Genomic DNA, 26989 nt, shown 5'->3' with positions numbered 1-26989 from the left:
CGTAAGTTAGGCAATGGCTGCCGCCCTCAACTGCCTCCGCCGGCAGCGTTTGAATCGCTCTCAGCGTTAGTACCGTTCGCGCCTTCCGCCTTATCGCTTACGCTTCCGTCCGGCATCATAACCGAAACCTTCGCATGCCTTATTATCCTGTCCTTTAATTTATAGCCTTTTAAAAAGACATCTTTAAGGACCGGCGAGGCCACAGGCCCCGTACTGCTTCCTATAGCTTCATGCTCGTCCGGATTAAAAGCGTCTCCTGCGTTGCCGTAAGACATCAATCCGTATTTATTTTCAAGCATCGAAACCAAATTTCCGCTCACCATTTTGATGCCTTCGACTATCGCCTTTATATCGGTCGCGTTTTTAGCTGCTTCAAGGCTGCGGTCAAAATTATCAAGACTTTCAAGCAAGTCCTGCAAAAGATTCGTGTTTGCGTAGTCAAAGGCGTCCTGCTTTTCCTTAAGCATGCGCTTGCGGTAATTGTCAAAATCCGCAGCCCTTCTCAAAAGCTGATCCTTTAAGTCAGCGTTCTCCTTTGTAAGAGCTTCGATTTTCTCGGCGTCGGAAGCGGAAGATCCCTCGCCGCCGCAAACTTTTTCAGAACCGCCATGACCTGAAGATCCGCTCCCGTTTTTAGCGCCGCATTCTTCACAGCCCGTACCGCTTTCACACGCTTCGCCCTGCTTCATGCCTGACGCAGCGTTTTTACCGTCCGAGCCGGCCCCCGATCCGAAAGCCCCGTCCGCATTTTTTGCGCCGCATTTTTCCGTCGCATCTTGAGCAGCTTCGCGATCCACCTCCGAATGCTTACCGGAATGAGCTTTTTCGCTGTGTTTTCCGCCGTGCTGGCCCTCAAACCCGTGCCCGGCCTTACAGTTTTTTTCAAAATCTTTTTCAGAGGCCTTTACGGTCTCATCTTCTTTCGCTTTCACTATTTTTCCTTATTTTGATTGTTTTCATTATTAAAGATAATAAACAGTAACAAAAAACGTCAACAAATTTAAAAACAAACTCATAAAAAATCGAATTTTAATACGGGCGCATCGGCGGCAAGCTGCCGCCGGGCTCTTGCTCCAAGTCCTCGCCGTCCGAATACGGCTCCGGTCTTTCCGCGCGATCCCTTGCGCAAAATCACGAAAAAATCGCTAAAGGCGATTTTTTCGTGATGCACAATGTGTTTATAGTATTTCCAGCTTGTCAAAAATCGTCCGGCAGCACGGAGCTCACGGTCATCTCTTTTTTACTTACAGGATGAGTAAACGTAAGGCTCAAAGAATGCAACATTATCCTGCCGGACGGCAGGAGCGAAGGAGCTCCGCCGTAAAGAGAGTCTCCCATAATCGGAAGTCCCATTTCCGAAAGATGCACTCTTATCTGGTGAGTTCTTCCGGTAGCCGGACGGGCTTCAATGTACAATAAGTTTTTCCCGTCAACGGTTTTTTCATCTTTTACAAAAAAATCCGTATGAGAAAAGACCCCTCCTTCGCTTTCCGAAAGCCTGCCCCATTTTCCGGCCTTAGTTTTGGAGCTTATCCTTCCCATAAACATTTCAACGCTGAATTTATCACCTATGCGCTTTTTGCCGCCGCTCCTTTGAGAGCACACGGCTCTATACACTTTACTTACGCGGCGTTCGTTATTATAAAAATCAAACATTTCGTGTACGGCGGCATTTACCGAACGCTGCTTTGTAAAAAGTATGACTCCGCTGGTTTCGCGGTCAAGGCGATGCATGATTCCCGCGTAAGGCGGATTTAAAAGATGAGGATTTTTCTTCCATAAATACCTTACAAGAGCGTCATGCAGATTGTCCCTGCTCTCTAAAAAAGTCTTTTCCACAGGAAAAAATGCGGGCTTGTCTATTAAAATAATATACTCGTCTTCAAATAAAATATTTTTTTCTTCAAGTTCAAAATCAATATCGTTCGTCTTTTTTTCAAAAAATAATTTTTCTTCGTCAACTCTTATTTTGATTACCGCCCCCGCACAGACCGAAAAACTCGGAGATCGGACGATCTTTCCATCGACGCTCACTCCTCCGGCGACAATAAGGCGGCGTATTTTTCCGTTGGAAAGAGGTGCGCACATAAATTCCGGAAGTTTTTCGCGTAAAATAATATCGAGCCTTTTACGGACGGCGTTTTTGAGTTCAAAATTCATCACTGACATAATTTTACTCCGAATTTTATTCCGCCCGCCCTGCCCGCTCGCCAAAAAAAATGCCTTCCGCAAAGGCCGAAATTTCAATGCTCGCTATCTTCCGCGGCTCGCCTTATCGTCGGGCAAAATTATCGCGTTTACGCTTATCCCTTTTTTGACGGAAAGTTCTTCGATGAGTTCCTTTGAATAGCGTCCCGTACCGCGCGGACGGGGATGAGGTTCGGCGTCGCCTATGAGTATTATCTTTTTAACCGCGGCCGGCCGCCACCTGTAAAATTCAATCGAAGCGTACAAGGCTTCATAAACGGCTTCCGGTATGTCCCCGCCTTCAAAACCCTTTATCTCAAAGTCGTTTAAATTTTTCAAAAACACGTTTAAATCGTCCGTAAAGTCAAAAAATCTTAAAGGCAAATTTCTGTACCGCCAAGAATCCACATAATCGCGGTATAAAATCAATCCCAGCCTAACGCGATTGAATTTCTTCAAATCCTCCAAAAGGCGCGGTATCCATTCCTTTCTCAATTTTTCAATGTCGTCCTGCATGCTGCCTGTGGCGTCGATCGCAAAGACGCAATCAACCGTAGAACCGGCCGCTATGGAATTTATGGGCTGCATAATGTCGTCAATGATAGTCGAAGGTCCTGCGGAATATATCAATTCTTCGGAAATTTCTTTGAATTTTTCGGCGGCGACGGGATTATACGCGTCGGTCAAAACGGGACCTGCTGAAATTTCTTTAGGCGTATCGGAGATAGCCTCAGGAGCGGCGGCTTCGGGCGCTTTTATTTCAGGCTGCCGCTCGACGGGTCTTCCCAGGTCGAACATAAACGGATTGTCAAAATAGCGCCCGGTATAATCGGCGTATTTTTTTTCAAACGTTCTTATGTTGATAAAAAAGCCTCTGCCGATTTTTACGCTTCCGTTTCTTGACCACGGATAGCCGAACACTATGTTCGCGGGAATATATATATGGAAGCATTCGCCCATGTCGTCATATTCCGAAGCACTCGAATCCACCAAAGAATATCTTGCGTACTTTGAATCCAGCACTTTGCCGTCAAGATAGCGTATTTCGTCGCCGTTTACCGCATTCCATTCAAGCGCACGGTAAGCGTAATTGTCTTTTTTCCCTTCAGGGTCTTTGGTAGTTTCCGTAAGTAAAACGGATTCGATGCCGGACTTTTTTTTAATGTAAAGATCGTAGCCCGTCACGGATGAAAAATCACTGCCGTCTTTGGGTACAAGTCTTATGTCGCTTTGCGTAACCCAAAGATCATCCGCAGCGCCGCTTTGGGCGCTTAAAAAGAACGCTGCAAGCAGCGATGAAAGAAAAAATGCCGTAAACTTTTTCATATTTCAATTATCGGACAAAAATCCCGTATTCTGTAAAAATCCGTGCATTTCGGCAGAGCCGTCAAATCAGCGGCAATTCAACAGGTAATTCCGCGCAGGGCGACGGCATCAATCCGGAGGCTGGGCGGCCGGTGTCAATCCCGCGGCAATCCAGCGCGGATGGCGGCGATGCCAATTCAGCGGCAGAGAGACCGATGCCGACGCGCCGAAACATCGCAGGAACGTATTACTGTGGCATACGTCTAGCAGCGTGACCGCATCCTCTTTTTTTCTTTATGCCGATATTTGTTTCGTGCCTGTACGCCCGTGCGGTAGCCCAGTCACGCCGCCTCGCGCGATATGCCCCTCGCGCAATCTTTTGATTTTTCGTCCCAAATGTGATATACTGATCTATGTGTCTGAAGAATCTTTTACGTCAAAAAAAATAGAATATGAATCCGTTAATATAAGCGACTTTTTTGACGGCGCCCAAGAAACGCCTCAGGAAACCCACATAGTCGTTTTTACCCCTAAGCAAAGGGCTATGATAGACTCCTTCCTTTCGCGCCTTGAACCTATAGACAAACAGCGCTGCAGACGAATACGAGAGCGAATAACAGATCTTGAACTCCTCGTTGAAAGTTTTGAAAATTTTCCTTCTCTGCTTGAAAAGCACGAACTCACTGCAGACCTGCGAACGCCGCAGATTCTCATAGATTCCCTGATTTCAAATCAAAACGAAGGCGATCAGACATTGCAGCTGCCGTCGAAAGCGACATTGGGCAAGGGTTTTTTAGTCGCAAAGATCCACACGTTTTCTTCCTTAACAAGTCTTACGCACCGCACGCCGGAACTGCAGGACCTCGCCGACGATTTTCAGACGGAAACAATTTCCATGATGTTCATGCTGCTGGCGGAAGACGTATACCTTAACCTGATACGCGACACTTCCATCCCCATGGAATTTAGGCGGCACCTGTCAATATCACTTTTGCTCCTGTGGGAACACAGAAACGACCAGAACATAAGCGATATAGCGCCGGTTCTACAAAGCGTATGGAATGCAAGGCGAAAACTCGCGCCCGCCTTCGGCACAATGATGGGAACAAGCGAACTTTTGCTTATGTCTATACAGATGGACAATCAGTGGATACAGTTTATAAAAAAGCAACTCGGGACGCCGGAAGTTTCGCAGGCAATGGAAGAGTTCCTTTTCGGCATCTCTTACGAGCAGATAAAAACATTGCGTTCCATACTTAAAAATAAGGGAATCTCCGCCATAAGCCGCGACGAAGTTTCCGATTTTTTAGGCGAACACGTAAAAGTTGACGCCGGACTGGATTACAGAGATTTTTATTCCATATATACGCTTCGCCGCGACAACGCCCGAGCACGCCGCCGCATGCACTTGGAAGGCCCGCATAAAACGCTTGAAGATTACTTTATACAATTCGTCATGGAATTAAACAGGGAGAAGCAACAAAATGATTCAGCCGCAGGCCGATAAAAAAAAGAAGCGCATACCCTACCACTTCGGAGAAAAACTTCGTGCAGTACGTGAAAGAAAAGGATATACGCTTAGAACCGTTGCCGAACGGGCGGGAGTGAGCGAAAGTCTTGTTTCCCAAATCGAAAGGAACAGGGTTTCTCCTGCAATCGACACGCTTCTCGGACTGGCGGCTGTCCTTGATATAAACCTTGAATTTCTTTTTGAAGAATACCGGCGCGACAGGCCTGTTAAAATTATCCGAAAAGACGAAGGCAGAATCGTTTCTGAAAAAGACATCACGTTTGAAGAAATTTCACATCCTGAAACCGGCAACGGAGAGCACGCGTTTGAAGCATTTATTCTGAGGGTTCCCGTCGCTTCGCATACGCACAAGGGATCCTACGGGCACTTAGGCATGGAATTCGGGTTTATAGTGCGCGGAAAAGCGGAACTGCACTATGAAAACTTGGTGTATGAGCTTAACGAAGGCGACAGCGTTTCTTTTTCAGCCGGAACGCCTCACGTTATCTATAACATAGGGCAAGTGCCGCTTGAAGCGATCTGGGTAGTAACCCCGCCTCAGCGTTTTGTATATTGATGCATCGATCGTTTAACTGTGCGCAAGGCGCGCACTAATGCAACAGTCGAACAAAATAAATAACTGGAGAGACGCTATGAATTTTATTTTTTTAGGACCGCCGGGAGCCGGTAAAGGTTCCCTTGCCGTAAAAGTCGCTCAGGAATACAAAATTCCTCATATTTCCACCGGAGATATTTTTCGTGCGGCAATAAAGAATAAGACACCGCTTGGAATACAGGTTAAAGCTATAATCGATTCCGGTTCCCTCGTAAGCGACGAAATCACCTCTGCGCTTGTAAAAGAACGCCTTGCCGAAGGCGACTGCAAAAACGGGTTCATTTTGGACGGTTTTCCGCGAACGATCCCGCAGGCAAAAGCTCTTGATACGTTTTGCCCCGATACGACGGCCGTAAATTTTGCAATACCTGAAGAGTCCGTAATACGACGGTTGAGCACGCGCCGCGTATGCAAAAAATGCGGAGAAAATTACAATATCGTAAGCGTTCCTCCGAAAAAAGAAGGAATTTGCGACAAATGCGGTGGAGAGCTTTTTCAAAGAGACGACGACAAACCTGAAGCCATAAGTCATCGTATGGAAGTCTACCGCGAACAGACCGAGCCTCTGATAGCTTTTTATCGGGAAAAAGGGAGGCTTTTCGACATAGACGCTGAAAAACCCACGGCTGAAGTTCTAAAGTCATTTAAAATGAAATTCAAGATTTGATTTCGGCGGCGTCCTCCGTTGCGAGGGAAACTTCGCACTTGCGCGCGCCGGCTACACTTTGAACAATACTTTTGCTATAATTCCTGCGTGTCGTTAAACTGCAATGAGATAAACCTTATTCTTAAAGAACTGGATCTTCCCGGAGCCTTCATACAGGACATAATACAGCCGGGCTTTGACACCGTCGCGCTTTGTACATATAAAAACGGAGCCGCAAAAACCGTTATAATCTGTACAAAGCCCAATTCCTGCCGCATAAACGAAACCTACAAAAAAATCCCGAAGAACGACAAGCCCTTGCGCTTTATGGAATTTTTACGTTCAAAGATACGCGGTTACAAGATCGCTTCATGTAAACAGATCGACCTGGAACGCATTATTAAAATGGAATTACGCCACGGAGCTGAAGACGAATATTTTAACATGTTTATCCGGTTGTGGAGCAGCGCCGCAAATATAATTCTTTGCGATAAAAACAACAATATACTCGATTCAATGTACAGACGGCCTTCAAAAGGCGAAGTTTCAGGCCGGATTTATATTCCGCCCGAAATAAACGAAACAGAGACGGCAAGGGCAAGCAAAGAAAATAAAGCGGAAAATTACGAACCGGCCGCCGCCGATAGTGCAAACGGCATTACCTCAATTCCTACCGAGCTGCCGCCTAAAGACAGTTACCCTGTCCGCCGCTTCGACGATATTGAAGAGGAATATCGCAAAGCAAATCCGTCAAAAGGACCTCTCACCTTTAATCAAAAAATCGATATCTGGTACAGCGAATACGCTCAGGCGCTGTCGCGCGAAGCCCTGCTTGAACAGGCAAAAAAATGGTATAACAGCCATAAAAGCCGGCAGGAAAACGCTCTTGAACGCCTGACCGTAAAGCAAAAAAATTTTAAAAACGCCGTGTCCCTTAAACATCAGGGCGACTTGATTCTAAGCTGCATAGGCCGCCCTATAGACAAAAATTCAAATTTTCTCGAATGCCGGGACTTTACAACAGGAAGCGCCGTCCGCATAAAGATAGATCCATCAAAAACCGTGCAGGAAAACGCCGCAGCCTATTACAATCGATATAAAAAAGAGATGTCGGGCGCAACCGAACTTGAATATGAAATAGATTCGGCAAAAAAAGCTCTTGCCGCGCTGGAGCGTTCGTATGAGGCGATAAAAAAAGAAACGAACCCGATAAAAATCGAACAGATGCTCCGGAAAAGCTTAACCCCTAAGCAGCAGGAAAAAAAGAACCGCCCCGGACTGGACTACACCGTAGATGGCTGGTACATCCTTGTAGGGCGCGACGCCGATGAAAACGATGAATTATTGCGCCGGCATGCAAAGGGAAGCGACCTGTGGCTCCATACAAGGGACTGCCCGGGAGGTTTTGTCTTTATCAAAAACCGCGAAGGAAAGACCGTCCCGCTTAAAATACTCTTATACGCAGGAAATCTTGCCGTTTATCATTCAAAGGCGCGAAAATCTAAAAAGGCCGACCTTTATTACACGCATGTAAAATACCTGCGCCGTGCAAAAAACGGTCCTAAAGGGCTTGTAATTCCTACCCAAGAAAAAAATCTTACGATAGAGCTTGACGACAGAATCTTAAAAGAACTCGATCAGATAAGAGCGCAGGAAGAAGAACCGTGAGAAGTCCGCTAAAAAGCGCGTCTTTACGGCTTGCATGCGGCTTTCATAGAATTTCTTTCAAAGTCTCTAAGCTGTTCTCTGCCAGGAAGAGATGTCTGAACACCGGCCTTTGTGACACTAAGTCCCGCAGCATAACTTGCAAAGACAATCGACGATTTCATATCATTGCCTTCCGAAAGGTATACCGAAAGCGCGCTTATAAAAGCATCGCTTGCGCCCGTCGTATCTATTGCGGTAAAATCGAAAGCCTTATAATACACGCCTGTTTTGCCGTCGGTATAAAACGATCCTTTTTCCCCAAGGGTAATAATGACATTTTTTATCCCCTGCCCTATAAAAAAATCCGCTTGATCTTCAACGGTATGTTTTTGCGGACACATGGATCTGGCTTCCATCTCGTTCGGGATCAACAAAAAAAGATCTTTAAAAAATTCCGGCGGAATATGCACTACAGGGGCCGGTTTTAAAATCACTTTTACTCCGTTTTTCCTGCATAAATTTATTGCCGTTTTTACGGTTTCAATAGGAATTTCAGTCTGTATAAGGGCATATGCGCTGCGTGAAATTATTTTTTCCGCGTTTTCAAGCTGTGAGGCGGCAAAATAATCATTTGCCCCTCCGTAAACGGCGATAGTATTATTTCCTTTTTCGTCAAACATTATATAAGCCGATCCCGTTCTTTCTCTGGCATCGAATATTATTCCTTCGACGTTCACATTATTATTAAGCAAATTCCTATAGATTTCATGTCCCTTTAGATCATCACCCAATCTTCCTATAATTGAAACCTGACCGTTAAGCCTTCCAGCGCCTATAGCCTGATTTGCCCCTTTTCCCCCCGGAATTGATGATTTTGAGCGCACCATAAGAGTTTCGCCTGCCTGCGGTAAATGAGGAAGGGACAAAATAGTGTCCGTATTAAGGCTTCCTATCACCACGATTTCTCTGCCTTTTACGGATGGAGGAAAGGCAATACCGGCTGTCCGTTTTAACAAAAAGTCACATTTTGAAGATCGCGTTTTTATGATTCCGTTGTCAATAAAATTTATCAGCCCGTTCACGGCTTTTGAGGCAACGTTTTCAAAATTGATGCGAACGGTAGAAATTTCCGGAAAAAAAATATCGGGAACTTCTTCGTCTTCAAAGGCGATCAAAGAAACATCCCTGCCGATCTTCCAATTGCTCTTATCCATCAGCTTATAAATACATGCGGCAATCTTCACGCTGCCGCAAAAAAAAGCGGTGATCCCCAACGAAAGCAAATGCTCAACTTCTTTTTCAATCCCAGCTGCAATAGAGGTTTCACCTATCCCTGCCGTTGAGGAAGTTAAATCCGCGCACGATAATTTATCCGCCGAAAGTCCCGCCTTAGACACTGCAAATTTCGCGCCCTGAATAAATTCTTCGGAATGGTTGTCAAAAACACAGCCTATGTTTTTATGTTTATGTTCCAGCAATTCAAATACGGCTCTTTCGCACATGCCTACATAATCAAAATAAAATGACGATATATGATCAAACGGAACGCCTATCACTACGAAAGGCTTTTTATAATTTTTATATTTTGAAGCATTCGCTCCGGAAAATGTTACAAGCACAAGTCCGTCATAATAACCGTCCGCAACCGTCATGATCAAACGGTGTTCACGGTTTTCATCAAACATCGAACAAAAAATAGAAAGGGCGTATCCGTTCTGTGCAGCCTCTTTCTCTATGGACTCAAGCAGCCGTCCGTAATACATTTTACTGACCGAAGGGATTATAAGCGCGAGGATACGCATTCCGTATTTTGCGCCGCTCTTTAAACCGTACGGATGATATTTGTGCTTTTTTATGACGTCCAAAACTTTTTTACGCGTAGATTCGCTTATATCGGCAGCCTTATCGTTAACGACTTTTGATACCGTTGATATGGACACGCCTGCAATATTTGCAATATCCTTCATATTCATTTTGACATCCCTCCAAAAACAACGGATCTAAGAACATAAGATCGTTTTAATATTACCCTATATTGTCCATTGCAGACAACATGCAGAATAACGGTTGGATAACGACGGGTTTTAAAACCGACGGCAAGTTTCGCATTATATTGCTTTATATTTAGAAATCAGCAGTCCCCACGCAGATTCGCAGCGAAGCTTCAAGCAGCGTCGGGGTATTAAACCCTCCGCACGAAAAAAAGATAAAATTCTTCTTGCGTTATTGAAATTCTCAATATACAATATTTATTGACAGCTGAACGAAACAGTTTTCGAAAATATTTTCGCAATTCATAATTTGTTTATGCCAACTAAAAGCGATGGCCGGCTCATACCGGCGCCGTAATATGATGAGGAGGAACTTTGAAAATCCTTTGCTTCGGTTCATTAAATATCGACTATATCTATGAAGTAAATGCATTCGTAAAAGCGGAAGAAACCATTTCCTCAAAAAGTTTTTCAAAAAAATGCGGAGGAAAGGGTCTTAATCAGGCGGCAGCGCTGGCAAAAGCCGGTTCCAAAACCTTTTTGGCGGGCTCGGTTGCCGCATCGGGAAAGTTTCTTACCGATTACTGCAAAAAGTTCAACGTCGATACAGGCTTTGTTGTCGAAAACCCGGAGGTTGAAACAGGGCATGCCATAATCCAAGTGGATACGCACGGGCAAAATTGTATTTTACTTTACAGCGGAGCAAACCGCACTATTACGACAGAACATATCGATAGAGTCTTTAATAATTTTACCGCAGGCGATTACGTGCTTTTGCAAAACGAAATCAACAACATAGCCTATATAATGAAAAAAGCAAAAGAAAAAAACATAAAAATAGTATTTAATCCTTCGCCGCTGGATGAAACTGTATATGAATATCCGCTCGATCTTGTAGATATATTTATAATGAACAGAGTTGAAGGGATGGCCTTGTCCGGTTGCAAAGAGGGGGATGGCGGCGATTATAAACGGCTTGCACAAGCAATAGCAAAGAAATTTCCGCACAGCCGAATTGTGTTGACATTGGGCAAGGCCGGAGCGTTCTACCTGGACGATAAGACTTCATGCTTCCAAGGTATCTATGACGCGCCTGTTGTGGACTCTACGGGAGCGGGAGACACTTTTACAGGCTATTTTATTTCACAGCTTGCAGGGGGACAAAGCATACAAAAGGCGATGGAAATAGCGTCAAAGGCTGCAGCTTTGGCTGTCACTAAAAGGGGCGCGACCGAATCCATTCCCTATATGGAAGAGGTTCTGTCACACCAATTCAAATAAACTTACAACGGATGCCATATTATGTTGCAAATTATGCAGTCGGATAATAACTACGTGATTAAACGTTTCTTGTTTAAGGGACGCTGAATTTATTAAATCACAAATACGATCTTTGTGATGTCATTTTTCAATAAGGGGGAACTTATGAAAAAAATTGTATCGATTTTGAGCATCGCCGTATGTCTTACGGCAATAACATCCTGCACAAAAAAGACTGCGCAGGCACCTAGTTCCGGGGCGGAAAAAGGAATTTCCATTGCACATGTTGTAGCCGGCAATTTAGGTGATGTCGGACTCTCCGACATGGTACAGGCAGCCCTTATAGATTATACAACGCAATTCGGAGGAACCGTAACTGCAATAGAACTTCAGTATGAAGCGTCGAAAAACGAATCAACCATGATGGACGTATGCCGCAGCAAAGAATACGACCTAGTGCTATCGGGATTTTACAATCTTGCCGAATCCATAGCAAATGCCGCAAAAGCCTTTCCCGATCAAAAATTCATAGCATTTGATATGTCGCTGGATTATTCCGACGGAAAATACAAAAACGTTAAATCCATTCAGGCAAAACAGAATGAAGGCTCTTTTTTGGTCGGCGCGCTTGCAGCTGCAATGACTTCAAGAACCGATGTAGCAGGCATAAATGCACAAAAAAAAGTCGGTTTCATAGGAGGTATGGAAAATACCGCTATACTTGATTTTTTAACAGGCTATGTAGACGGAGTAAAATATGTTGATCCGTCGGTCGAAGTTCTCTATTCATTTATCGGAAGCTTTTCAGATACGGCAAAGGCAAAAGAACTCGCCTTGTCACAGTATCAGCAAGGAGCCGATATTGTTTATGCCGTATGCAGCGTAGCCTCTCTCGGCGTCGCAGAAGCGGGTAAAGATAAAAACAACCTGGTCATCGGTGTTGACTGGGATCTTGCAGAGTCATTAAAGAAAAACAATCCCGAAACGGCAAAATGGGTAATGACAAGCTGCTTAAAAGATCTTAGAAGGCTTGTGTATGATCTGATGATCCAATATCGGGAAGGAACGATTGAATGGGGAACACACAGTTTTGCAGGCGTAAAAGAAGGTGGTATGCGTTTAGCTGAAAACGAATTTTATAAAGCCATCGTACCCGCCGACGTCCAAGAAAAGGTAACGGAAATTGCAAAGGACGTATCGGACGGTAAGGTCTCCGTAGGAACGGCCATAGGCGCAAGTCAGGCAGCCGTTGACGCAATGAAGCAAAAAGCCGCTTCAAAATAAAACAAAATACCGTAAGGTCGATTCGTTATGTTGCAGATAAATAAGGATCGACCTTACTTTTTGTAAAGAATTCTGCAGAGAATTTTTTGAATCGTAAACTTTCTTAAATCTATAGGGGAAATCATGGAAGAAATACAAGCGATAGATTCCATTCCTTTAGGGCAAGATATTCTTTCCATGCAAAACATTACAAAAATATATTCGAACGGTTTTATAGCCAACCAGGATATCACCTTTTCAGTAAGGAAAGGTGATATTCACGGGCTTGTAGGCGAAAACGGTGCTGGAAAGACTACCCTGATGAAGGTGTTGTTCGGTCAGGAAATTCCTGAAAGAGGAAAAATACTGGTAGCGGGACGAGAAGTGCAAATAAAAAGTCCTCTTCAAGCATTAGCGATCGGGATAGGGATGGTTCACCAGCATTTTATGCTGATCAATTCTCTGTCGGTGGCAGAAAACATGGTTTTAGGAACGGAGCCCGTGCAAGCCGGAATATTTTTTGATTACAAAAAGGCCATTGCGCTTACACAGGAGATAAGTAAAAAATATGATCTGCCCATAGACCCTGAGAAAAAGATCAAGGATATTTCCGTAGGTTACAAACAACGTGTTGAAATTCTAAAAATACTTTTGCGCGGCGCTAAAATTCTTCTTTTGGATGAGCCTACAGCAGTCCTTACGCCGCAAGAAACAAAAGAGCTTTTTACACAGCTTAAAAGTCTTAAAAACAATGGATATACGATTATTTTTATCTCGCATAAATTAAATGAAGTAAAAGAGATTTGCGATCGCATCACAGTGCTGCGGCACGGAAAAACCGTAGGAAGCGCAAACGTAAGCGACGTAACGGAAAAAGACATCGCCCGCATGATGGTAGGACGCAATGTTATCTTAGACATAAATAAAAAACCGGCAGAAGCTAAAAAGGTCGTCTTAAGCGTGCGGCAACTAAAATATTACGATCGCTACGGCTCAAGGATTCTAAACGATCTTTCTTTTGATCTGCGACAAGGCGAAATTCTCGGCATTGCGGGAGTTGAGGGGAACGGACAGGCAGAGATCGGAGAACTTATTTCAGGACTGGAGGCTGTTCAATCCGGAAGTATCAGTATCGACGGGAACAGTATCCAAAATAAAAGCATACGGCAGATCCGAGAAATGGGTGTTTCTCTTATACATGAAGACCGAATGGCCTACGGAGTAGCCAAATCAGCATCCGTCCTTGAAAACATAATATCCGAACGTTTTTATAAACGTGAATATCAAAATCGCGGTTTAATCCGCTACAAACAGGTAGAAAAAAACACAGATGACTATATAAAAGAATTCAACATCAAATGCGACGGTCCGTATTCCGAAGTAAAAACACTTTCAGGAGGAAACATACAAAAGGTCGTCGCGGCAAGAGAATTTACGTCCGCACCAAAAGTCGTTCTGGCCAGTCATCCCACCCGAGGAATAGACATTGGAGCTACGGAGCTTATCAGAAGAAAAATGGTAGATTTGAGAGATAAGCTCGCATGTGGAATACTGCTTATTTCCGCAGATTTGAATGAAATTCTTACCGTAAGCGATTCGATTATCGTATTATACGAAGGAGAAATCACAGCGTACTTCCCTAATGCCAAAGATACCGATGAAAACATTTTGGGAGAATATATGCTCGGAATCAAACGGCAGACGCCGGAAGAGATCGGGAGGGTAATCCATGATCGGATTTAAATTTAAACAGCGGCAGCTTAATCCGAATGTTTTGATTGAGCAGCGTTTCAATATATTGCGCACATGTATAGCCGTCAGCATATCGCTTGTAATCGCTTTTGTTTTAATAATCAGTGTGTCGAATAAACCAGGCAAAGACATGTTTACATTTTTGTTCGGTCCTTTTACACGCATAGATCGTTTTGCCCTCATGTTTGAAAAGGCAATACCGTTGCTGTTTACCGGTGTAGCCGTTTGTTTGATGTACGCATGCGGGCAGATAAATCTTGCGGCGGAAGGAGCCTTCTTCATGGGCGCCTTTGTCTGCACTCCGGTAGCGTTTATTGTCGGCATACCTGCAGGGATTCATCCCGTGCTGTGCATAATCGCAGGCGGCATTGCAGGAGCCGTTATTTGCGGAATCCCGGCCGTAATGCATGTAAAATTCGGAGTTCTCACGGTTGTTTCTTCTCTTATGATCAACTACGTAGCTATGTACTTGGGCTTGTATTATATTTTGAACAGTTTGCGCGACCCTACGGCAGGGTATGAAGCGTCGTACGAATTTATGACTTCCGCCCGACTTGCAAGTTTTACGAATCTTGCAAACATACACATAGGGCTAATCATAGGTATCCTTGTCGTAATCGGCGGGTACATACTCATGTATAAAAGTACGCTCGGTTATTGCCTTAGGATGATCGGACAAAACCAAAATTTTGCCAAATACTCAGGAATAAAGGTTGGTTTTGTGATCATTACCGTACAGCTTTTAGCGGGATTTATAGCCGGAGCGGGCGGAGCAATCGATATGTTGGGCATGTACAATCGATTTAAATACAGCAATCTTACAAACCACGGCTGGGACGGTATTATGATTGCAGTCCTTGCAAGAAACAACCCAAAATACGTCCCCCTCGCAGTACTTTTTTTGTCATATATACGGATGAGCGCCGATGTGCTTTCGCGTACTTCCAACGTACCCACGGAAGTCGTAAAAATAATTCAGGCTGTCGTAATTATTTTTGTAGCGGCGGAAAGTTTCCTTTCCACATGGGAACACCGTGAAATCGTAAAAGCATCGCAAAAGAATGCGCTGCCAATAAAGGAGGCTTAGATCATGCATGGAATTATTCAATATATACTTTCCGTCGATTTTTTAAACTCGATCTTACGCATGAGTACGCCTCTCATGTTTGTCGCAATGGCGGCAGTTGTCGGAGCGAAAGCCGACATTTTGTGTATAGCTTATGAAGGTATGATGTTGGTTGCCGCATTCGGGGGCACTGTGGGCAGCGCTTTTACACAAAGTCTGTTAGCGGGAACTGTCATCGGGCTTGCTTCAGGAATGCTTATCGCCGCCGTATTTGCATATTTTGTACTTGTGCTGAATACAAAACCGATGCTGGTAGGACTTGCCCTAAACATGCTCGGAAGCGGAGGCACGATATATTTTATGTACATGCTAACCGGTTCAAAAGCAAACACTTCAAGCTTAAAATCTCTTTCTTTCCCGTCAATCAATATACCGCTCATAGAAAACATTCCTTATTTAGGAGAGATCGTCTCCGGACAAAACCTTCTTACCTATCTGTCGTTTCTGTCCGTATTGCTCGTTTATGTGCTCATATATAAGATGCCGCTGGGTTTAAGGATCCGCAGCGTGGGTGAAGATCCTGCCGTTGCCGAAAGCGTAGGGATCAATGTGGTTAAAACAAAATTTACGGCTCTAATGATAAGCGGTTTTCTGGCTTCTCTCGGCGGCATGTTTATGACGATGGGATATCTAAGCTCTTTTACGCGAGATATCGTGTCGGGACGGGGCTTTATAGGCATTGCAGCGCAGAATTTGGGAAGAGGTCACCCTGGCTTAACGATGTTATGCACAATAATATTCGGCGGAGCGACCGCAATAGGAAACGTCGCGCAAAGCTACAGAATGCCGAATCAACTGGCAAATATGCTTCCCTACGTAGTCACAATGATAGGCCTTATGTTTACAAGCAGCAGCTTTGACGGCAAAAAGCATAAAACAGTCCGTTCTAAAAAATAAGCTTTATGCCGGGATAAAGGAGGTAAGATAAAAAGGAAAACGAACAAGCGGTAATGTGATAAGCTGAAGTGATTCAGCGGAACCCAGGCAATAGTTCGTCATATTTTGTAGAGGCATGACCTCTGGAAAGGAGAATGAAGAGCTTTTGCCGTATCATACGATAGTCGTAAGAGACTGAATGGGAGATTGGAACACACTACCGATTAGACTTTCGGCTGAAGCAAAACGGAGGTCATCATGACAGTTTACATTGGCGTTGATTTACACAAGACACAGTTTACCGTGCATGTGAGAGTTGGGGACAGGATTGAAAGTTTGTCTGAAATCAAGCAGTACCCGACTACAGCAGCCGGTTATACGAAGTTTCTTGAAAGAATTGCCGGTTACAAGACAGCGGACTTTGCAGTGAAAATCGGAGTTGAATCAACCGGAAACACAAGATTCTTTAAGAATCAGGTTGAGAAAGCCGGAGCGGAAGTGACGGTAATCAATACGTTGAAGTTTAAGGTAATCAACGAATCGACGAAGAAAACCGACAAGCATGACGCTTCGACGATTTCGGAATTTCTTTCAAAGGATATGCTTCCTGAAAGCCATATCTGCAGCAAGGAAACGGAAAACTTGAGGCGGTTGTTGAAATCGCGAGAAAGACTTGTTCGTTCAATTGTGGGACAAAAGAATGAAGTTCATGCGCTTCTGGTAAGCATGGGGCTTACTGATGAACTTAGAAGCTTACAAAGTAAAAAAGGGCGCCAGAAAGTTCTGGACACCCTGTTGTCGCATAGCGACCTCGTGCTCGAAGCACAATCAGTAAAACTGATATTTCAAATCATAGAGCAGATGATAGAATCAGTCAAGATGATTGAAAAGCATTTAAGCGAATTAACAGAAGATGATGCAATGGTCAATCGTCTTATGACAATCCGCGGCTGCGGAAAAATCACGGCATGGATAATCAGAGCGTACACCGAAGATATAGGCAGGTTCGCGAATGCAAACAAATATGCGGCCTTTTGTGGACTTGTTCCGTGGGTACAGGATTCAAACGAGAGTGTTCGTCACGGAAAGATTACGAAGCGAGGACCACAGGAATTGAGGACGGCATACGTTCAGTTGGTGTTGGGAATTCGGCGATGCAAAGATACTTGGGAATGGAGAATCATGCAGCGACTGGATTATATGAAAAAGAACAAAGGCAGCGGCAAATCGATTGTTGCTGCTGCGAGGAAGATGGCAGAAATCGTGTGGGTATTGCTCACGGAAAAACAGGACTTTGATTCAAGTAAGATGATGGGTACTTATAAGCCTTTGACTCTTGCTGAACAAGCTCTTGCTGCCATGAATTAAATAGCTTAGAAAGTCACCTTGTTCGTTGACTTTTTATGGGAGACAAATATGCTAAAAAAAACACCTATTATCTTCGATTGCGATCCGGGACATGACGATGCGATAGCGCTCATACTCGCACTTTCTACCGAATGTCTTGACATAAAGGCTATAACAACCGTAGCCGGAAATTCTTCAATAGAAAACACTACGTCAAACGCTCTTAAAATTCTTGAAAAAGCAGGACGCAACGACATCCCTGTGGCAAAAGGAGCTTCAAAGCCAATCCTCGCGCCTTTTTCCGCAGGGGTAAAAGTTCACGGGGCAAGCGGCATGGACGGGCCTGTGCTGCCGGAGCCCGAAACACGGCCGTGCTCTGAAACCGCAGTAGAACTTATGGGAGAAATAATAGAGCAAAGTTTAGAACCTGTCACTCTGATCGTAACGGGGCCGTGCACGAATATTGCAATATTTATGTCAAGTTACCCGCATCTTATAAAAAAAATAGAACGGATTTCGATGATGGGAGGAGGTTTCCAAATGGGAAACAGATCTTCCGTAGGCGAATTCAATATATGGCAGGATCCTGAAGCAGCTCAGATTGTTATGAAGAGCGGAGTTCCCGTTGAAATATATCCCCTGGACGTAACTCATAAAGCATTGATATTAAAAGAGGAATTCGATCTTTTTCGTAATGCAGAAAACGAAATATCCGAATTTGTCGCACAGCTTTTGGATTTTTTTTCAGTCTATTACACGGGAATTGCAAGATTCGGCGGCTGCCCCATGCACGATGCATGCGCGGTAGCAGGCATAATAAATCCGCGTATGTTTACATATAAAAGATGCTATGCGCAGGTTGACATTGACGGACATTATTCTCGCGGAGGTATGGATATTGATATAAGAGGCGATGCTCGCCGCAAAAAAAGCTGTAACGGAAAGGTTGCGCTTGACATAGACAGAAAAATCTTTTTGACGACGCTTTTGAAAAGCTGTGAAATTTTAGCCGCGCAAAAACGAAAAAAGAAAATCTAAAGGAAATTACAATGGAAAAAATAATAATTGACACCGATGCGGGAATTGACGATTCCATAGCCATACTTCTTGCAAATGCGGCTCCAAACGTTAAAATTTGCGCCATAACGACCTGTTTCGGAACTACCACCCTTGAAAACACGACGACTAACGTTTTAAATCTGAGTTCCTTAATAGGTTTAAAAACTCGTATAGCAAAGGGCGCAGCATCTCCGCTGATAAAAGAAAATCCCATCCCCGGTAATTTTCACGGCGAAACCGGCATCGGTCTTGCAAAAATGCCTGAAACTGAAAAAAAAGCGGAAAACACCTATGCGTGGGATGTACTGTATGAAGAGGCAAAAAAAGAAAAAGGGAATTTAACTTTAGTGACTTTGGGCCCTCTGACTAACATTGCAACGGCTTTTTTAAAATACGAGGATCTGCCTAAAATGCTCAAAAAAATTGTAATCATGGGCGGAACCGTAGAAGAAGGAAATGTAAGCGCATATGCGGAAGCTAACATTGCGCATGATCCTCACGCATGTGAAATAGTATTCAGATCGAAAGCAAACATAGTAATGGCCGGTCTGAATGCCACTGAAAAAACAAGGTTGACGGAAGCGGAACGAAACTACATTTTTTCAAAACACACATATCTGTGGCGTATTCTGCGCGATATGTTTACCACTTACGGATTAAGTCAAAGTATGAGCGGAGAAGAAGGTCTTGTCATACATGATGCGGCGGCCATGTTTGCGGCGCTCTATCCCCAATCCGTCGTGTGTAAAAAATTTCATGTCGTATGCGAAACCGCTTCCTGTATCATGCAGGGAAGAACTATCGCCGATATGAGACTTCATTCCGAAGAAGAAAAAAATGTTGATGTCGTTCTTAATATCGATAAAAAAGCTTTTATTGAGGCGCTTGATAATATGCTCGACGCCTATAAATAAATACGGCGACAGGAGGAATTTTATATGGCGGAAAAAATAATTCTTGACGTAGATACGGGAAGCGACGATGCGGTAGCCATTATGACGGCGGTTTTGTCTCCAGACATAGATCTAACGGCCGTTTGTACCGTTGCGGGCAACAAGAGTATTGAAAATACAACGGAAAACACTCTTAGAGTGTTGGACGCAATGCACTCAAACATACCGGTGTATCGCGGTTGCGTATCGCCCGTTATAAAAGGACTGGTAAATAACCGTTTACCGCCTTCCCACCGAAAAGAGATCATGATAGACGGTAAAATAATTCAAATGCATGACGACTTGTTGGATTTACCGGCCGCTTCTCGGAAACATGAAGAAACTCCCGCCCCCGTATACTATGTTGAAACTCTTAGAAAAGCAAAACAGCCTATAACCTTGGTTGCAGTAGGACCGCTTACAAATCTGGCCGTAGCCTTTTTGATTGATCCGCTCATTGTCAAAAATATAAAAAAAATCGTGATCATGGGCGGGGGGTACAGAGTAACAAATTCATCTTCGTCTGCGGAATTCAATGTTTTTTATGATCCTGAAGCTGCAGAGATAGTACAAAAAAGCGGCGCGAAAATATTATGGGTTCCGCTTGATGCAACTCATGCCGCTTATATTACAAAAGAAGACTGCAAAAAATTCCGCTCATTGAACACCTTTGCCGGTGATTTTGCCGCAAAACTGATAGAGCAGCGCATAGTTATTCACAACGCTTTACAACCCCTTGCCGTTCCGGACGCTGCAGCCGTTCACGACGCGCTCGCAGTTTGCGCCGTCATCGATGAGAGTGTTTTGCAAGATGTCAGACATGTTCACTGTGATATAGGTTTGGGCGATTATGCGGAAGGTCAGACAATAATAGATCCCAGATACTACCCTGAAGAGCGGAACTGTTATTTTGCTTTTAACGCAGATCCGGTAAAGTTCTGCAACATGCTTTGCGAGATTTTCAGTAAGAAATGATTTTCATTTTGCCCTATGCACGGATCGGAGGATACGCTGATGAAAAAAATAATACTTGACGTAGACACAGGCAGCGATGACGCCGTTGCAATAATGACGGCAGTGTTATCACCTGCAGTAGAACTTACCGCACTGTGCACTGTATGGGGAAATTTGTCCGTAGAAAAAACAACTTTTAATACCCTGGCGGTAAGTGAAGCCTTAAACGCACATGTTCCGGTATACAAGGGAGCGCATACCGCCATGGTAAAATATCTTACTCCCAACCGTTCGCTTGAACAAAGAGACTATCATCCTATCAAAATAAACGGCAAAGAGCTGCGTATCCATACCGAAACGCTTGAAGGTATTCCTTCTCCGAAAGGGATAGCGCAAAATTTGCCGGCGTCGCTGTTTTACGTTGAGTATTTAAAGAATGCAGCCAGTCCCGAAACCCTTGTTGCAGTTGGTCCTCTCACGAACCTCGGCCTTGCGCTAACCATGGATCCGTCGATTGTAAAAAATATTGAACGGATAGTTATAATGGGCGGCGGCTGCGACACAGCGAACAGTTCTCTTTGCAGCGAAGCTAATATCTGGCACGATCCTGAAGCTGCGCAAAAAGTAATAAACAGCGGAGCCGAAATACTTTTAGTACCTCTTGACGCCACCCATGCCGCCGCACTCAATTTGGACGACTGCGCAAAACTTGAGTCTCTCGGAAGTTTCGCAGGTAATTTTTCAGCGAGTCTTATAAAAAGCCGAATAGAATATGAAAATGCACTGTTTCATAAACCGATAAACAAAACTGCCGTTCATGACGCACTTGCCGTCTGTGCGGTAATTGACGAAACAGTACTTAAAGACGTACGAGCCGTACATGCAGAAATAGGCCTAAACGACTATGGAGAAGGATCCGTTCTTATTGATTGCAGACGAAAACCCTCTAAAAAAAATATCCGTTTTGCATACGCTGCAGATCATGACAAATTCATTTCAATGCTGTGTAAGATATTCATGCAAAAGAAGGAGCTGTAAAAATGGCTGAAAAAATCATACTTGATGTAGATACGGGAAGTGATGATGCGATTGCCATTATGACCGCCGTTTTGTCTTGCAACATAGACCTGCGTGCAGTGTGTACCACATGGGGAAATCTTTGCGTTGATCTGACAACGGATAACACGCTCCGCGTGTTAGAGAAACTGCATAGTTCCGCCCCCGTATATAAGGGATGCCCTACAGCAATGGTAAAATATTTAGCGGGCAACAGAATTTCAGCGCCACCCCCGAATATTACGATAAACGGTAAAGAATTACGCATGCATGAAGAGCATCTTTCTCTTCCTAAAGCGAAACGCAAAGAGGAAAATGAACACGCCGTTTCGTTTTATGTTAATTTTTTCGGCAATACTCAGGAACCCGTCACATGGGTTGCGACAGGTCCTCTCACTAATCTCGGAGTCGCCCTGTCCGTAATGCCCGATATTAAAAAAGGTATAAAAAGAATAGTGATCATGGGCGGTGGGCATAAGCAGGCAAACGTAACCCTATGCGCCGAAGCTAATGTATGGCATGATCCTGAGGCGGCTCAGATCGTATTAAACAGCGGAATCGACATACTGTGGGTTCCGCTTGACGCGACCCATACTGCCTGCCTGACAACAAAAGATTGCGAAAAGCTGCGCAGTTTAAATAACTTTGCCGGTAACTTTGCGGCGGAACTTATAGAAAGCAGAATCACAATTCATAACCTTATGCAGCCGTTGGATATACCTAATGCAGCGGCAGTTCACGATGCGCTCGCGGTCTGTGCCGTCATTAACAGCGATGTTTTAAAAGACGTAAGAAAGGTTCACATGAAGATCGGCCTTTCCGATCTTGCCGAGGGGAGGACGATTATCGACTGCAGGCTAAACCCGGACGAACCTAACTGTGAATTTGCCTTTAGCGCAGACCGCTTTCGTTTTTCGGATATGCTTTATAACATCTTTAAACGATGTGAACTTTAAGGCTGCCTTATGGTCTATTTACTCCTTGCAATTTGTGTAAATCTCATACTGGTTTTTACTTTTAAAGTAGCACATGCGTGCCGCTGGAATGCAAAACATATAGTACTGGTAAACTATATATTTGCATTTTTGGTAACGCTGACTTCAGTAATCAAAAACAAAACTATTTTTGATTTTTTCCGTATCGGCAAAATAAATTTTCATGCTATCTTTCATGAACAAAGCATAAACTCTACCATGTTTATAGTTGTCGTTTCGGGAATTTTGATAGGAATATTCTATGTAGTTAACATTTTGCTTATGGATGCAAGCATCCCCGTAAACGGGGCGGGAATGACGACTCTTTTCAGCCGCAGCGGATTTTTGTTGACAATAACATTTTCCGTTTTTTTGTTTGCGGAAAAGCTTACGCTGTTGAGAAGCCTTGGAATAGGCTTTACCCTCGCCGCCTTGATCATCGCTTCAGGTATAGGAACTAAAACTGCCCATGCCGGAAATCTGTTTATCTTGTTTTCAATGACGTTCGTCGCCGGAAGTATTGAAATGCTTAACAAATCTTTTTCAGTTTTTACGCTTCCCGGCTACACGCTCAGCCTAATGTTTGTAGTCTTTTGCGTTACTCTCATTTTGTACTCATGTCTTTACGTCAGTTGGAGTCGCAGCGACGTAAAATTTCGCGTATGGAAATGGCAGGAAATCGCCGTAGGCATATTTATGGGATTACCGAATGCTTTCGGAAATATTTTTCAAATTCTGGCGCTTAAGAATTTGCCTACGTCGATCGTGTATCCTTCCATCGCTGCGGGAAATTTATTGGTTTCCATTCTTTTAAGCCGCTGCATATTTAGAGAAGAATTAAATACCGGCAAAATCATCGCAGTGATATTGACTATGGCAGGAATGATATCGGTTAATTTGAATATCCGCTAGCCGGCCGTGCCCTATTCGGTGCGCTAAGAGATGCGCATACGATACTCTGCACGGCATTTTGCAGCTCAATGTCCGTTAGAGTGCGTTTTCGAAGCGGCTTTTGTATGTTTTTCGCGCGTGCTGCGTCTTTTTCATCTTACAATTGAAAATCCCCAGTTTTTGCTATAAAATTAAATAATGCGTCCGGATATTTTTTCAAATAAGCTGCAGCGCCGCATCGCCAGGATTTCTTCGCGCTCGATATCATCCTTTAATTGGCTGCTTCCCTATTTTGTCCTTCCATGGAGGGCGAAAACCTTTAAAACTTCATGGAAATACATCGGATCGGTAATAAAAAACTTTTTTGTGCTGCAATTTTTTCAAAAATGGGGCTTTTACCACATACCGGTCGTAAATGTGGAAAGTCCTCTTGACAATACGGTTCCGTTTATTCCCGGTAAAATCGACATTTACATGCACTTTGTGAATTTCTGGCTGTCGCCCTTAAGCATGCTCATACAACGGTTCGGCGCCGGCCGTTCCTTACCGTTCGCAAAGGAATTTATAGAATACATAACAAAGGCATATAACGAAGCTGCCCGCGTGTATAAGTTCAGACTGACGACGACAAACCGTCCCGATTATCGTAAAAATGCAAAATTCAAAAATATTCACAATCTGGATCCGCACTATCTTTGCGTGCCGAGCCTGCATGTCGCAATAGCGGTTCTTTGTTTTTCATATTACAAAATGCTTTTTGAGAGGGAAAATTTTACCGAACGGGAAAAAGAGAAGTGGAATAAGGAACTTTACGAAGGAGCCGTCGCTATAACGGAATCCGTACTTTTTGTAAAGCAGCACAGCGTAAATTGCATTCCTGCTGCGCTCTATATGATGTCGCATATTACGGATTTTTTTACGACGGACGACGCAGTAAATTTTATAAACGATCTTTTTAAAAATACGCCGGAACTTACAGGCGAAAACCGCCGCGCAGTGATCGAGCACATACACTATATGTATGAAAGGCTCATACTCGAAGGCTGTCATGAAGACGATTGGGCCGTACCCGTGCAGCGCTGGATCGTAAGCCATGCAAAAGCGACGGGACAAGACAAAATTATAAAAAACGCACGTTAACAGCACGCCAAGTGCACTTCAGACTGACAGTACGCCTATAAGCCGGCAGCAAGGCGTGCTTCTTAAAAAGCGTTAAAACCTTTCCTCGCCGGATTTCTTTTTTTTATACAGTTCGGCGCCGCCCTTACGCTCTTCGGCTTTGTGCAACCCCTTGCCCGCCCGCCTTTTAGCCCTGCCTGACGGCGAACGCACGTCGTTCGGAAAAGCTCTGCCGTACTTTCCTCGCCCGGCTCTGCCTTCTCGACCGGTACGGGAATTTAAGACAAAGCCTCCGCCGGATTTACTGTCAACATGCATGTGAGGCAAACCCTTGTCTTTACGAGACATTTCAAGAACCTTCTTTCCAGCCGAGACAGGCAAACTTACAAGGCTGAAACTTGAAGATATGTCAATGTCATCGACCATACGTCCGGGAATATGCAGCAAATTGCTAAAATAATCGGCTATCGAACGTGCATTGTATCCGTCCCTCCTGCCGAGCTGAACAAACAATCTTATCTGACCGCCTTCTCCGTAAGATTTTACCGAAGAAATCAAACCGTAGCGCGATCTGTCAAGAGTTTTACCGTAAAAATTTTCAAGTACTCTCGCAAGAATCTCTTTAGGATTCGAAGATATACCGGAACATAACTGTTCCGCGAGGTTCTCAAAAACAAAAGAAGCCTTTACGGGATTTTCCGGATCGTTAAGATCGCCCAAAACGGTCGCCTCAGAGACGCCGCCATTGAAACCGCCTGCCCCGGAAGGATCGGAAACGCTGCCGAGAAGATCGTCTTCCCCACATCGTTCGGATATGCCGTTCCGAACACTGTCCGCCTCAGCAGGCTCGGAAACACCGAGAGATACTTTAATCTCATCGAACAATCGTTTACGCTTTGCCTCAATAACTGCATCTACGGAAGGAATTTCTTCTTCGATCATTTCACCCTTGCTTGCGCGCCGCACAGCCGCTTGCATGAACTTAAGTTTTCTACGTTCGTCAGGCCTTACAAAGGTTACTGCACATCCCGACGAACCGGCGCGCCCCGTCCTGCCTATGCGATGAACATAAGTAGCTCCGTCAAAGGGCAAAGAATAATTTACAACATGGCTCAACCCCGTAATGTCTATGCCGCGGGCGGCTACATCCGTGGCCACAAGGACGCGCGTTTTTTTGCTTCTGAATCGCATAAGGATTTTTTCGCGCTGAAGCTGCGGAATATCGCCGTGCAGAGCGGAAGCCTCGTATCCGCGCTCGTCAAGCATGCGGCTTACGGCGTCCGCGTCGACCTTAGTCTGCGTAAACACAAGGCCGTAAAAGTCCGGAGAAATATCTATAAGGCGTACGAGAGCCTCTATCTTTTCATTTTCACGCACAACCCAATATTTTTGGTCAATTAAGAGCGGCTCTTCAGTTATTCCTTCTTCTTCAATTATTTCATATTCGCCCATAAATTTATGAGCGATCTTGAGAATGGGGTCGGGCATAGTCGCGCTGAACAAAAGAATCCTGCTTGAAGGATTCGCCTTTGCAAAAATGGCTTCGATATCCTCGATAAACCCCATATCAAGCATTTCATCGCCTTCGTCAAGGATAAAATAATCGATTTTTTCAATGTTCAAACTGCCGCGTTCAAGATGATCCTGAATACGCCCCGGAGTTCCCACGACGATCTCCGCTCCGCGCTTTAAGTCCTTTATTTGCATTCCCATGGAAGCGCCGCCGTAAACGACCGCCGATCTGGGATATTTATCAAAAACAAACGACTTTATTTCAGTGCAAGTCTGAACGGCAAGTTCCCGCGTAGGTTCAAGAATCAAAGCTCTCACATGGTCGCTTTGCTCTCTTAGCTCCTGAATAAGAGGGAGGGCGAAAGCCGCCGTCTTACCGGTGCCTGTGCGCGCCTTTGCAATGATATTGGCGTCGCCGTTTAAAAGACGGGGAATCGCCAAAATTTGAATTGGAGAAGGCGTTTCAAAGCCTTTTTTAGTAACAGCGACAAGGGTCTTTTCGTCAAGACCCAAGTCTTCAAAAGAGATTTCTTCCGTTTCCATCCGTTTCCCGGCGACAAGAAAAACTTGCCGCATATTACAATACTGTGTGACGAACCGCCGGAAACGCAAAAATATTTTATTCCTTTCCTTACAAAAACATTTAATATCGATGTCAAGGAAATTAAAGCCGCTGTTTAGACAGACCGTGCATTAGAGGCAGGCATAACACGCAGATAAGATCCGCACATTAACTACTTTGATCGTGCTCCGCTAATATATATAATAAGAGGAATAATTACAAGAGCTCACAAATCCGAGCAGGCGCAGGATTTGTGAGCGCCTCCTACAAAAGAAAAACGGTTCGGCTATGAAAATGCGGGAAGTTTTTCCGTGCAGTTCAAAAACTACACAGGCATTCTGCCGTCGGATTTTCGCGTAAACAGAGCGACATAAATAAAACCCGAAAAATATTTGTCAGAAAGA

23 protein-coding genes are annotated in these 26989 nt (G+C 44.3%); 17 read left to right on the top strand and 6 right to left on the bottom strand.

From position 1 onward, the window contains the following. Positions 1-26: 26 nt before the first annotated feature. The 4 genes from HRI96_RS02700 to HRI96_RS02685 all read right to left on the bottom strand — a co-directional run bounded on the left by HRI96_RS02700 (position 27) and on the right by HRI96_RS02685 (position 3513). Positions 27-932, bottom strand: coding sequence for a nucleotide exchange factor GrpE (locus HRI96_RS02700; protein WP_256729280.1), 906 nt, complete (start codon positions 930-932; stop codon positions 27-29). Positions 933-1012: 80 nt separating this feature from the next. Continuing rightward, positions 1013-1171: a hypothetical protein gene (locus tag HRI96_RS02695; protein WP_210117995.1), complete on the bottom strand. Its 159-nt coding sequence runs from the start codon at positions 1169-1171 to the stop codon at positions 1013-1015. Between the two features lie 26 nt (positions 1172-1197). Continuing rightward, positions 1198-2169: an RluA family pseudouridine synthase gene (locus HRI96_RS02690; protein WP_210117994.1), complete on the bottom strand. Its 972-nt coding sequence runs from the start codon at positions 2167-2169 to the stop codon at positions 1198-1200. 84 nt (positions 2170-2253) lie between these two features. Continuing rightward, entirely contained in the window at positions 2254-3513 is a 1260-nt protein-coding gene (locus tag HRI96_RS02685; protein WP_210117993.1) for a vWA domain-containing protein, read from the bottom strand. Between the two features lie 394 nt (positions 3514-3907). Here HRI96_RS02685 and HRI96_RS02680 point away from each other — a divergent pair, with 394 nt between their 5' ends. The 4 genes from HRI96_RS02680 (at position 3908) to HRI96_RS02665 (ending at position 7932) form a co-directional block, all read left to right on the top strand. After that, a complete protein-coding gene (locus HRI96_RS02680) occupies positions 3908-4999 on the top strand; it encodes a hypothetical protein (RefSeq protein ID WP_210117992.1) in 1092 nt (363 codons plus the stop codon). Beyond that, positions 4977-5579, top strand: a complete 603-nt coding sequence (locus HRI96_RS02675; RefSeq protein WP_210117991.1) for a helix-turn-helix domain-containing protein — start codon at positions 4977-4979, stop codon at positions 5577-5579. Before HRI96_RS02680 ends, HRI96_RS02675 begins: the two co-directional genes overlap by 23 nt. A gap of 76 nt (positions 5580-5655) precedes the next feature. Further along, positions 5656-6285, top strand: a complete 630-nt coding sequence (locus HRI96_RS02670) for an adenylate kinase (RefSeq protein ID WP_210117990.1) — start codon at positions 5656-5658, stop codon at positions 6283-6285. A gap of 87 nt (positions 6286-6372) precedes the next feature. Beyond that, on the top strand, positions 6373-7932 hold the full coding sequence (locus HRI96_RS02665) for an NFACT RNA binding domain-containing protein (RefSeq protein ID WP_210117989.1): 1560 nt from the start codon (positions 6373-6375) through the stop codon (positions 7930-7932). Between the two features lie 23 nt (positions 7933-7955). Here HRI96_RS02665 and HRI96_RS02660 read toward each other — a convergent pair whose 3' ends face one another. Continuing rightward, positions 7956-9884 (bottom strand): PfkB family carbohydrate kinase, encoded by a 1929-nt coding sequence (locus tag HRI96_RS02660; RefSeq protein ID WP_210117988.1) that lies wholly within the window; start codon positions 9882-9884, stop codon positions 7956-7958. Between the two features lie 393 nt (positions 9885-10277). Between HRI96_RS02660 and HRI96_RS02655 the strand changes: the two genes are divergently transcribed. The 13 genes from HRI96_RS02655 to HRI96_RS02595 all read left to right on the top strand — a co-directional run bounded on the left by HRI96_RS02655 (position 10278) and on the right by HRI96_RS02595 (position 24532). Beyond that, positions 10278-11183 carry a ribokinase gene (locus tag HRI96_RS02655; protein ID WP_210117987.1) on the top strand — a complete coding sequence of 302 codons (906 nt, stop codon included), beginning with the start codon at positions 10278-10280 and terminating at the stop codon, positions 11181-11183. 144 nt (positions 11184-11327) lie between these two features. Beyond that, a complete protein-coding gene (locus HRI96_RS02650) occupies positions 11328-12446 on the top strand; it encodes a BMP family ABC transporter substrate-binding protein (protein WP_180487241.1) in 1119 nt (372 codons plus the stop codon). 123 nt (positions 12447-12569) lie between these two features. Then, entirely contained in the window at positions 12570-14168 is a 1599-nt protein-coding gene (locus HRI96_RS02645; RefSeq protein WP_210117986.1) for an ABC transporter ATP-binding protein, read from the top strand. Then, positions 14155-15264, top strand: coding sequence for an ABC transporter permease (locus HRI96_RS02640; protein ID WP_210117985.1), 1110 nt, complete (start codon positions 14155-14157; stop codon positions 15262-15264). The genes HRI96_RS02645 and HRI96_RS02640 overlap by 14 nt, the downstream gene beginning before the upstream one ends. Positions 15265-15267: 3 nt before the next feature. Then, positions 15268-16200 (top strand): ABC transporter permease, encoded by a 933-nt coding sequence (locus tag HRI96_RS02635; RefSeq protein ID WP_210117984.1) that lies wholly within the window; start codon positions 15268-15270, stop codon positions 16198-16200. 237 nt (positions 16201-16437) lie between these two features. Continuing rightward, entirely contained in the window at positions 16438-17547 is a 1110-nt protein-coding gene (locus tag HRI96_RS02630) for an IS110 family RNA-guided transposase (protein ID WP_210117540.1), read from the top strand. A 48-nt stretch (positions 17548-17595) separates the two neighbouring features. Then, positions 17596-18564, top strand: a complete 969-nt coding sequence (locus HRI96_RS02625; RefSeq protein WP_210117983.1) for a nucleoside hydrolase — start codon at positions 17596-17598, stop codon at positions 18562-18564. 11 nt (positions 18565-18575) lie between these two features. Beyond that, positions 18576-19499, top strand: a complete 924-nt coding sequence (locus tag HRI96_RS02620; RefSeq protein ID WP_210117982.1) for a nucleoside hydrolase — start codon at positions 18576-18578, stop codon at positions 19497-19499. A gap of 24 nt (positions 19500-19523) precedes the next feature. Next, a complete protein-coding gene (locus HRI96_RS02615) occupies positions 19524-20492 on the top strand; it encodes a nucleoside hydrolase (RefSeq protein WP_210117981.1) in 969 nt (322 codons plus the stop codon). A 39-nt stretch (positions 20493-20531) separates the two neighbouring features. Continuing rightward, a complete protein-coding gene (locus tag HRI96_RS02610; RefSeq protein ID WP_210117980.1) occupies positions 20532-21509 on the top strand; it encodes a nucleoside hydrolase in 978 nt (325 codons plus the stop codon). Positions 21510-21511: 2 nt separating this feature from the next. After that, positions 21512-22483 (top strand): nucleoside hydrolase, encoded by a 972-nt coding sequence (locus HRI96_RS02605; RefSeq protein ID WP_210117979.1) that lies wholly within the window; start codon positions 21512-21514, stop codon positions 22481-22483. A gap of 9 nt (positions 22484-22492) precedes the next feature. Further along, the gene (locus tag HRI96_RS02600; protein ID WP_210117978.1) at positions 22493-23413 is read left to right on the top strand and encodes an EamA family transporter; all 921 of its coding nucleotides are present in this window, start codon (positions 22493-22495) and stop codon (positions 23411-23413) included. A gap of 177 nt (positions 23414-23590) precedes the next feature. Then, positions 23591-24532 carry a hypothetical protein gene (locus HRI96_RS02595; protein ID WP_210117977.1) on the top strand — a complete coding sequence of 314 codons (942 nt, stop codon included), beginning with the start codon at positions 23591-23593 and terminating at the stop codon, positions 24530-24532. 72 nt (positions 24533-24604) lie between these two features. On the opposite strand, the gene HRI96_RS02590 is transcribed toward HRI96_RS02595, so the two are convergent. Further along, entirely contained in the window at positions 24605-26599 is a 1995-nt protein-coding gene (locus HRI96_RS02590) for a DEAD/DEAH box helicase (protein WP_256729279.1), read from the bottom strand. Positions 26600-26989: the final 390 nt, after the last annotated feature.

Origin of the sequence: Treponema parvum, assembly GCF_017893945.1 — a bacterium.
GTDB lineage: Bacteria > Spirochaetota > Spirochaetia > Treponematales > Treponemataceae > Treponema_D > Treponema_D parvum_A.
The sequence above is the reverse complement of the archived record's forward strand: the minus strand, read 5'-3'. Positions and strand labels throughout refer to the sequence as shown.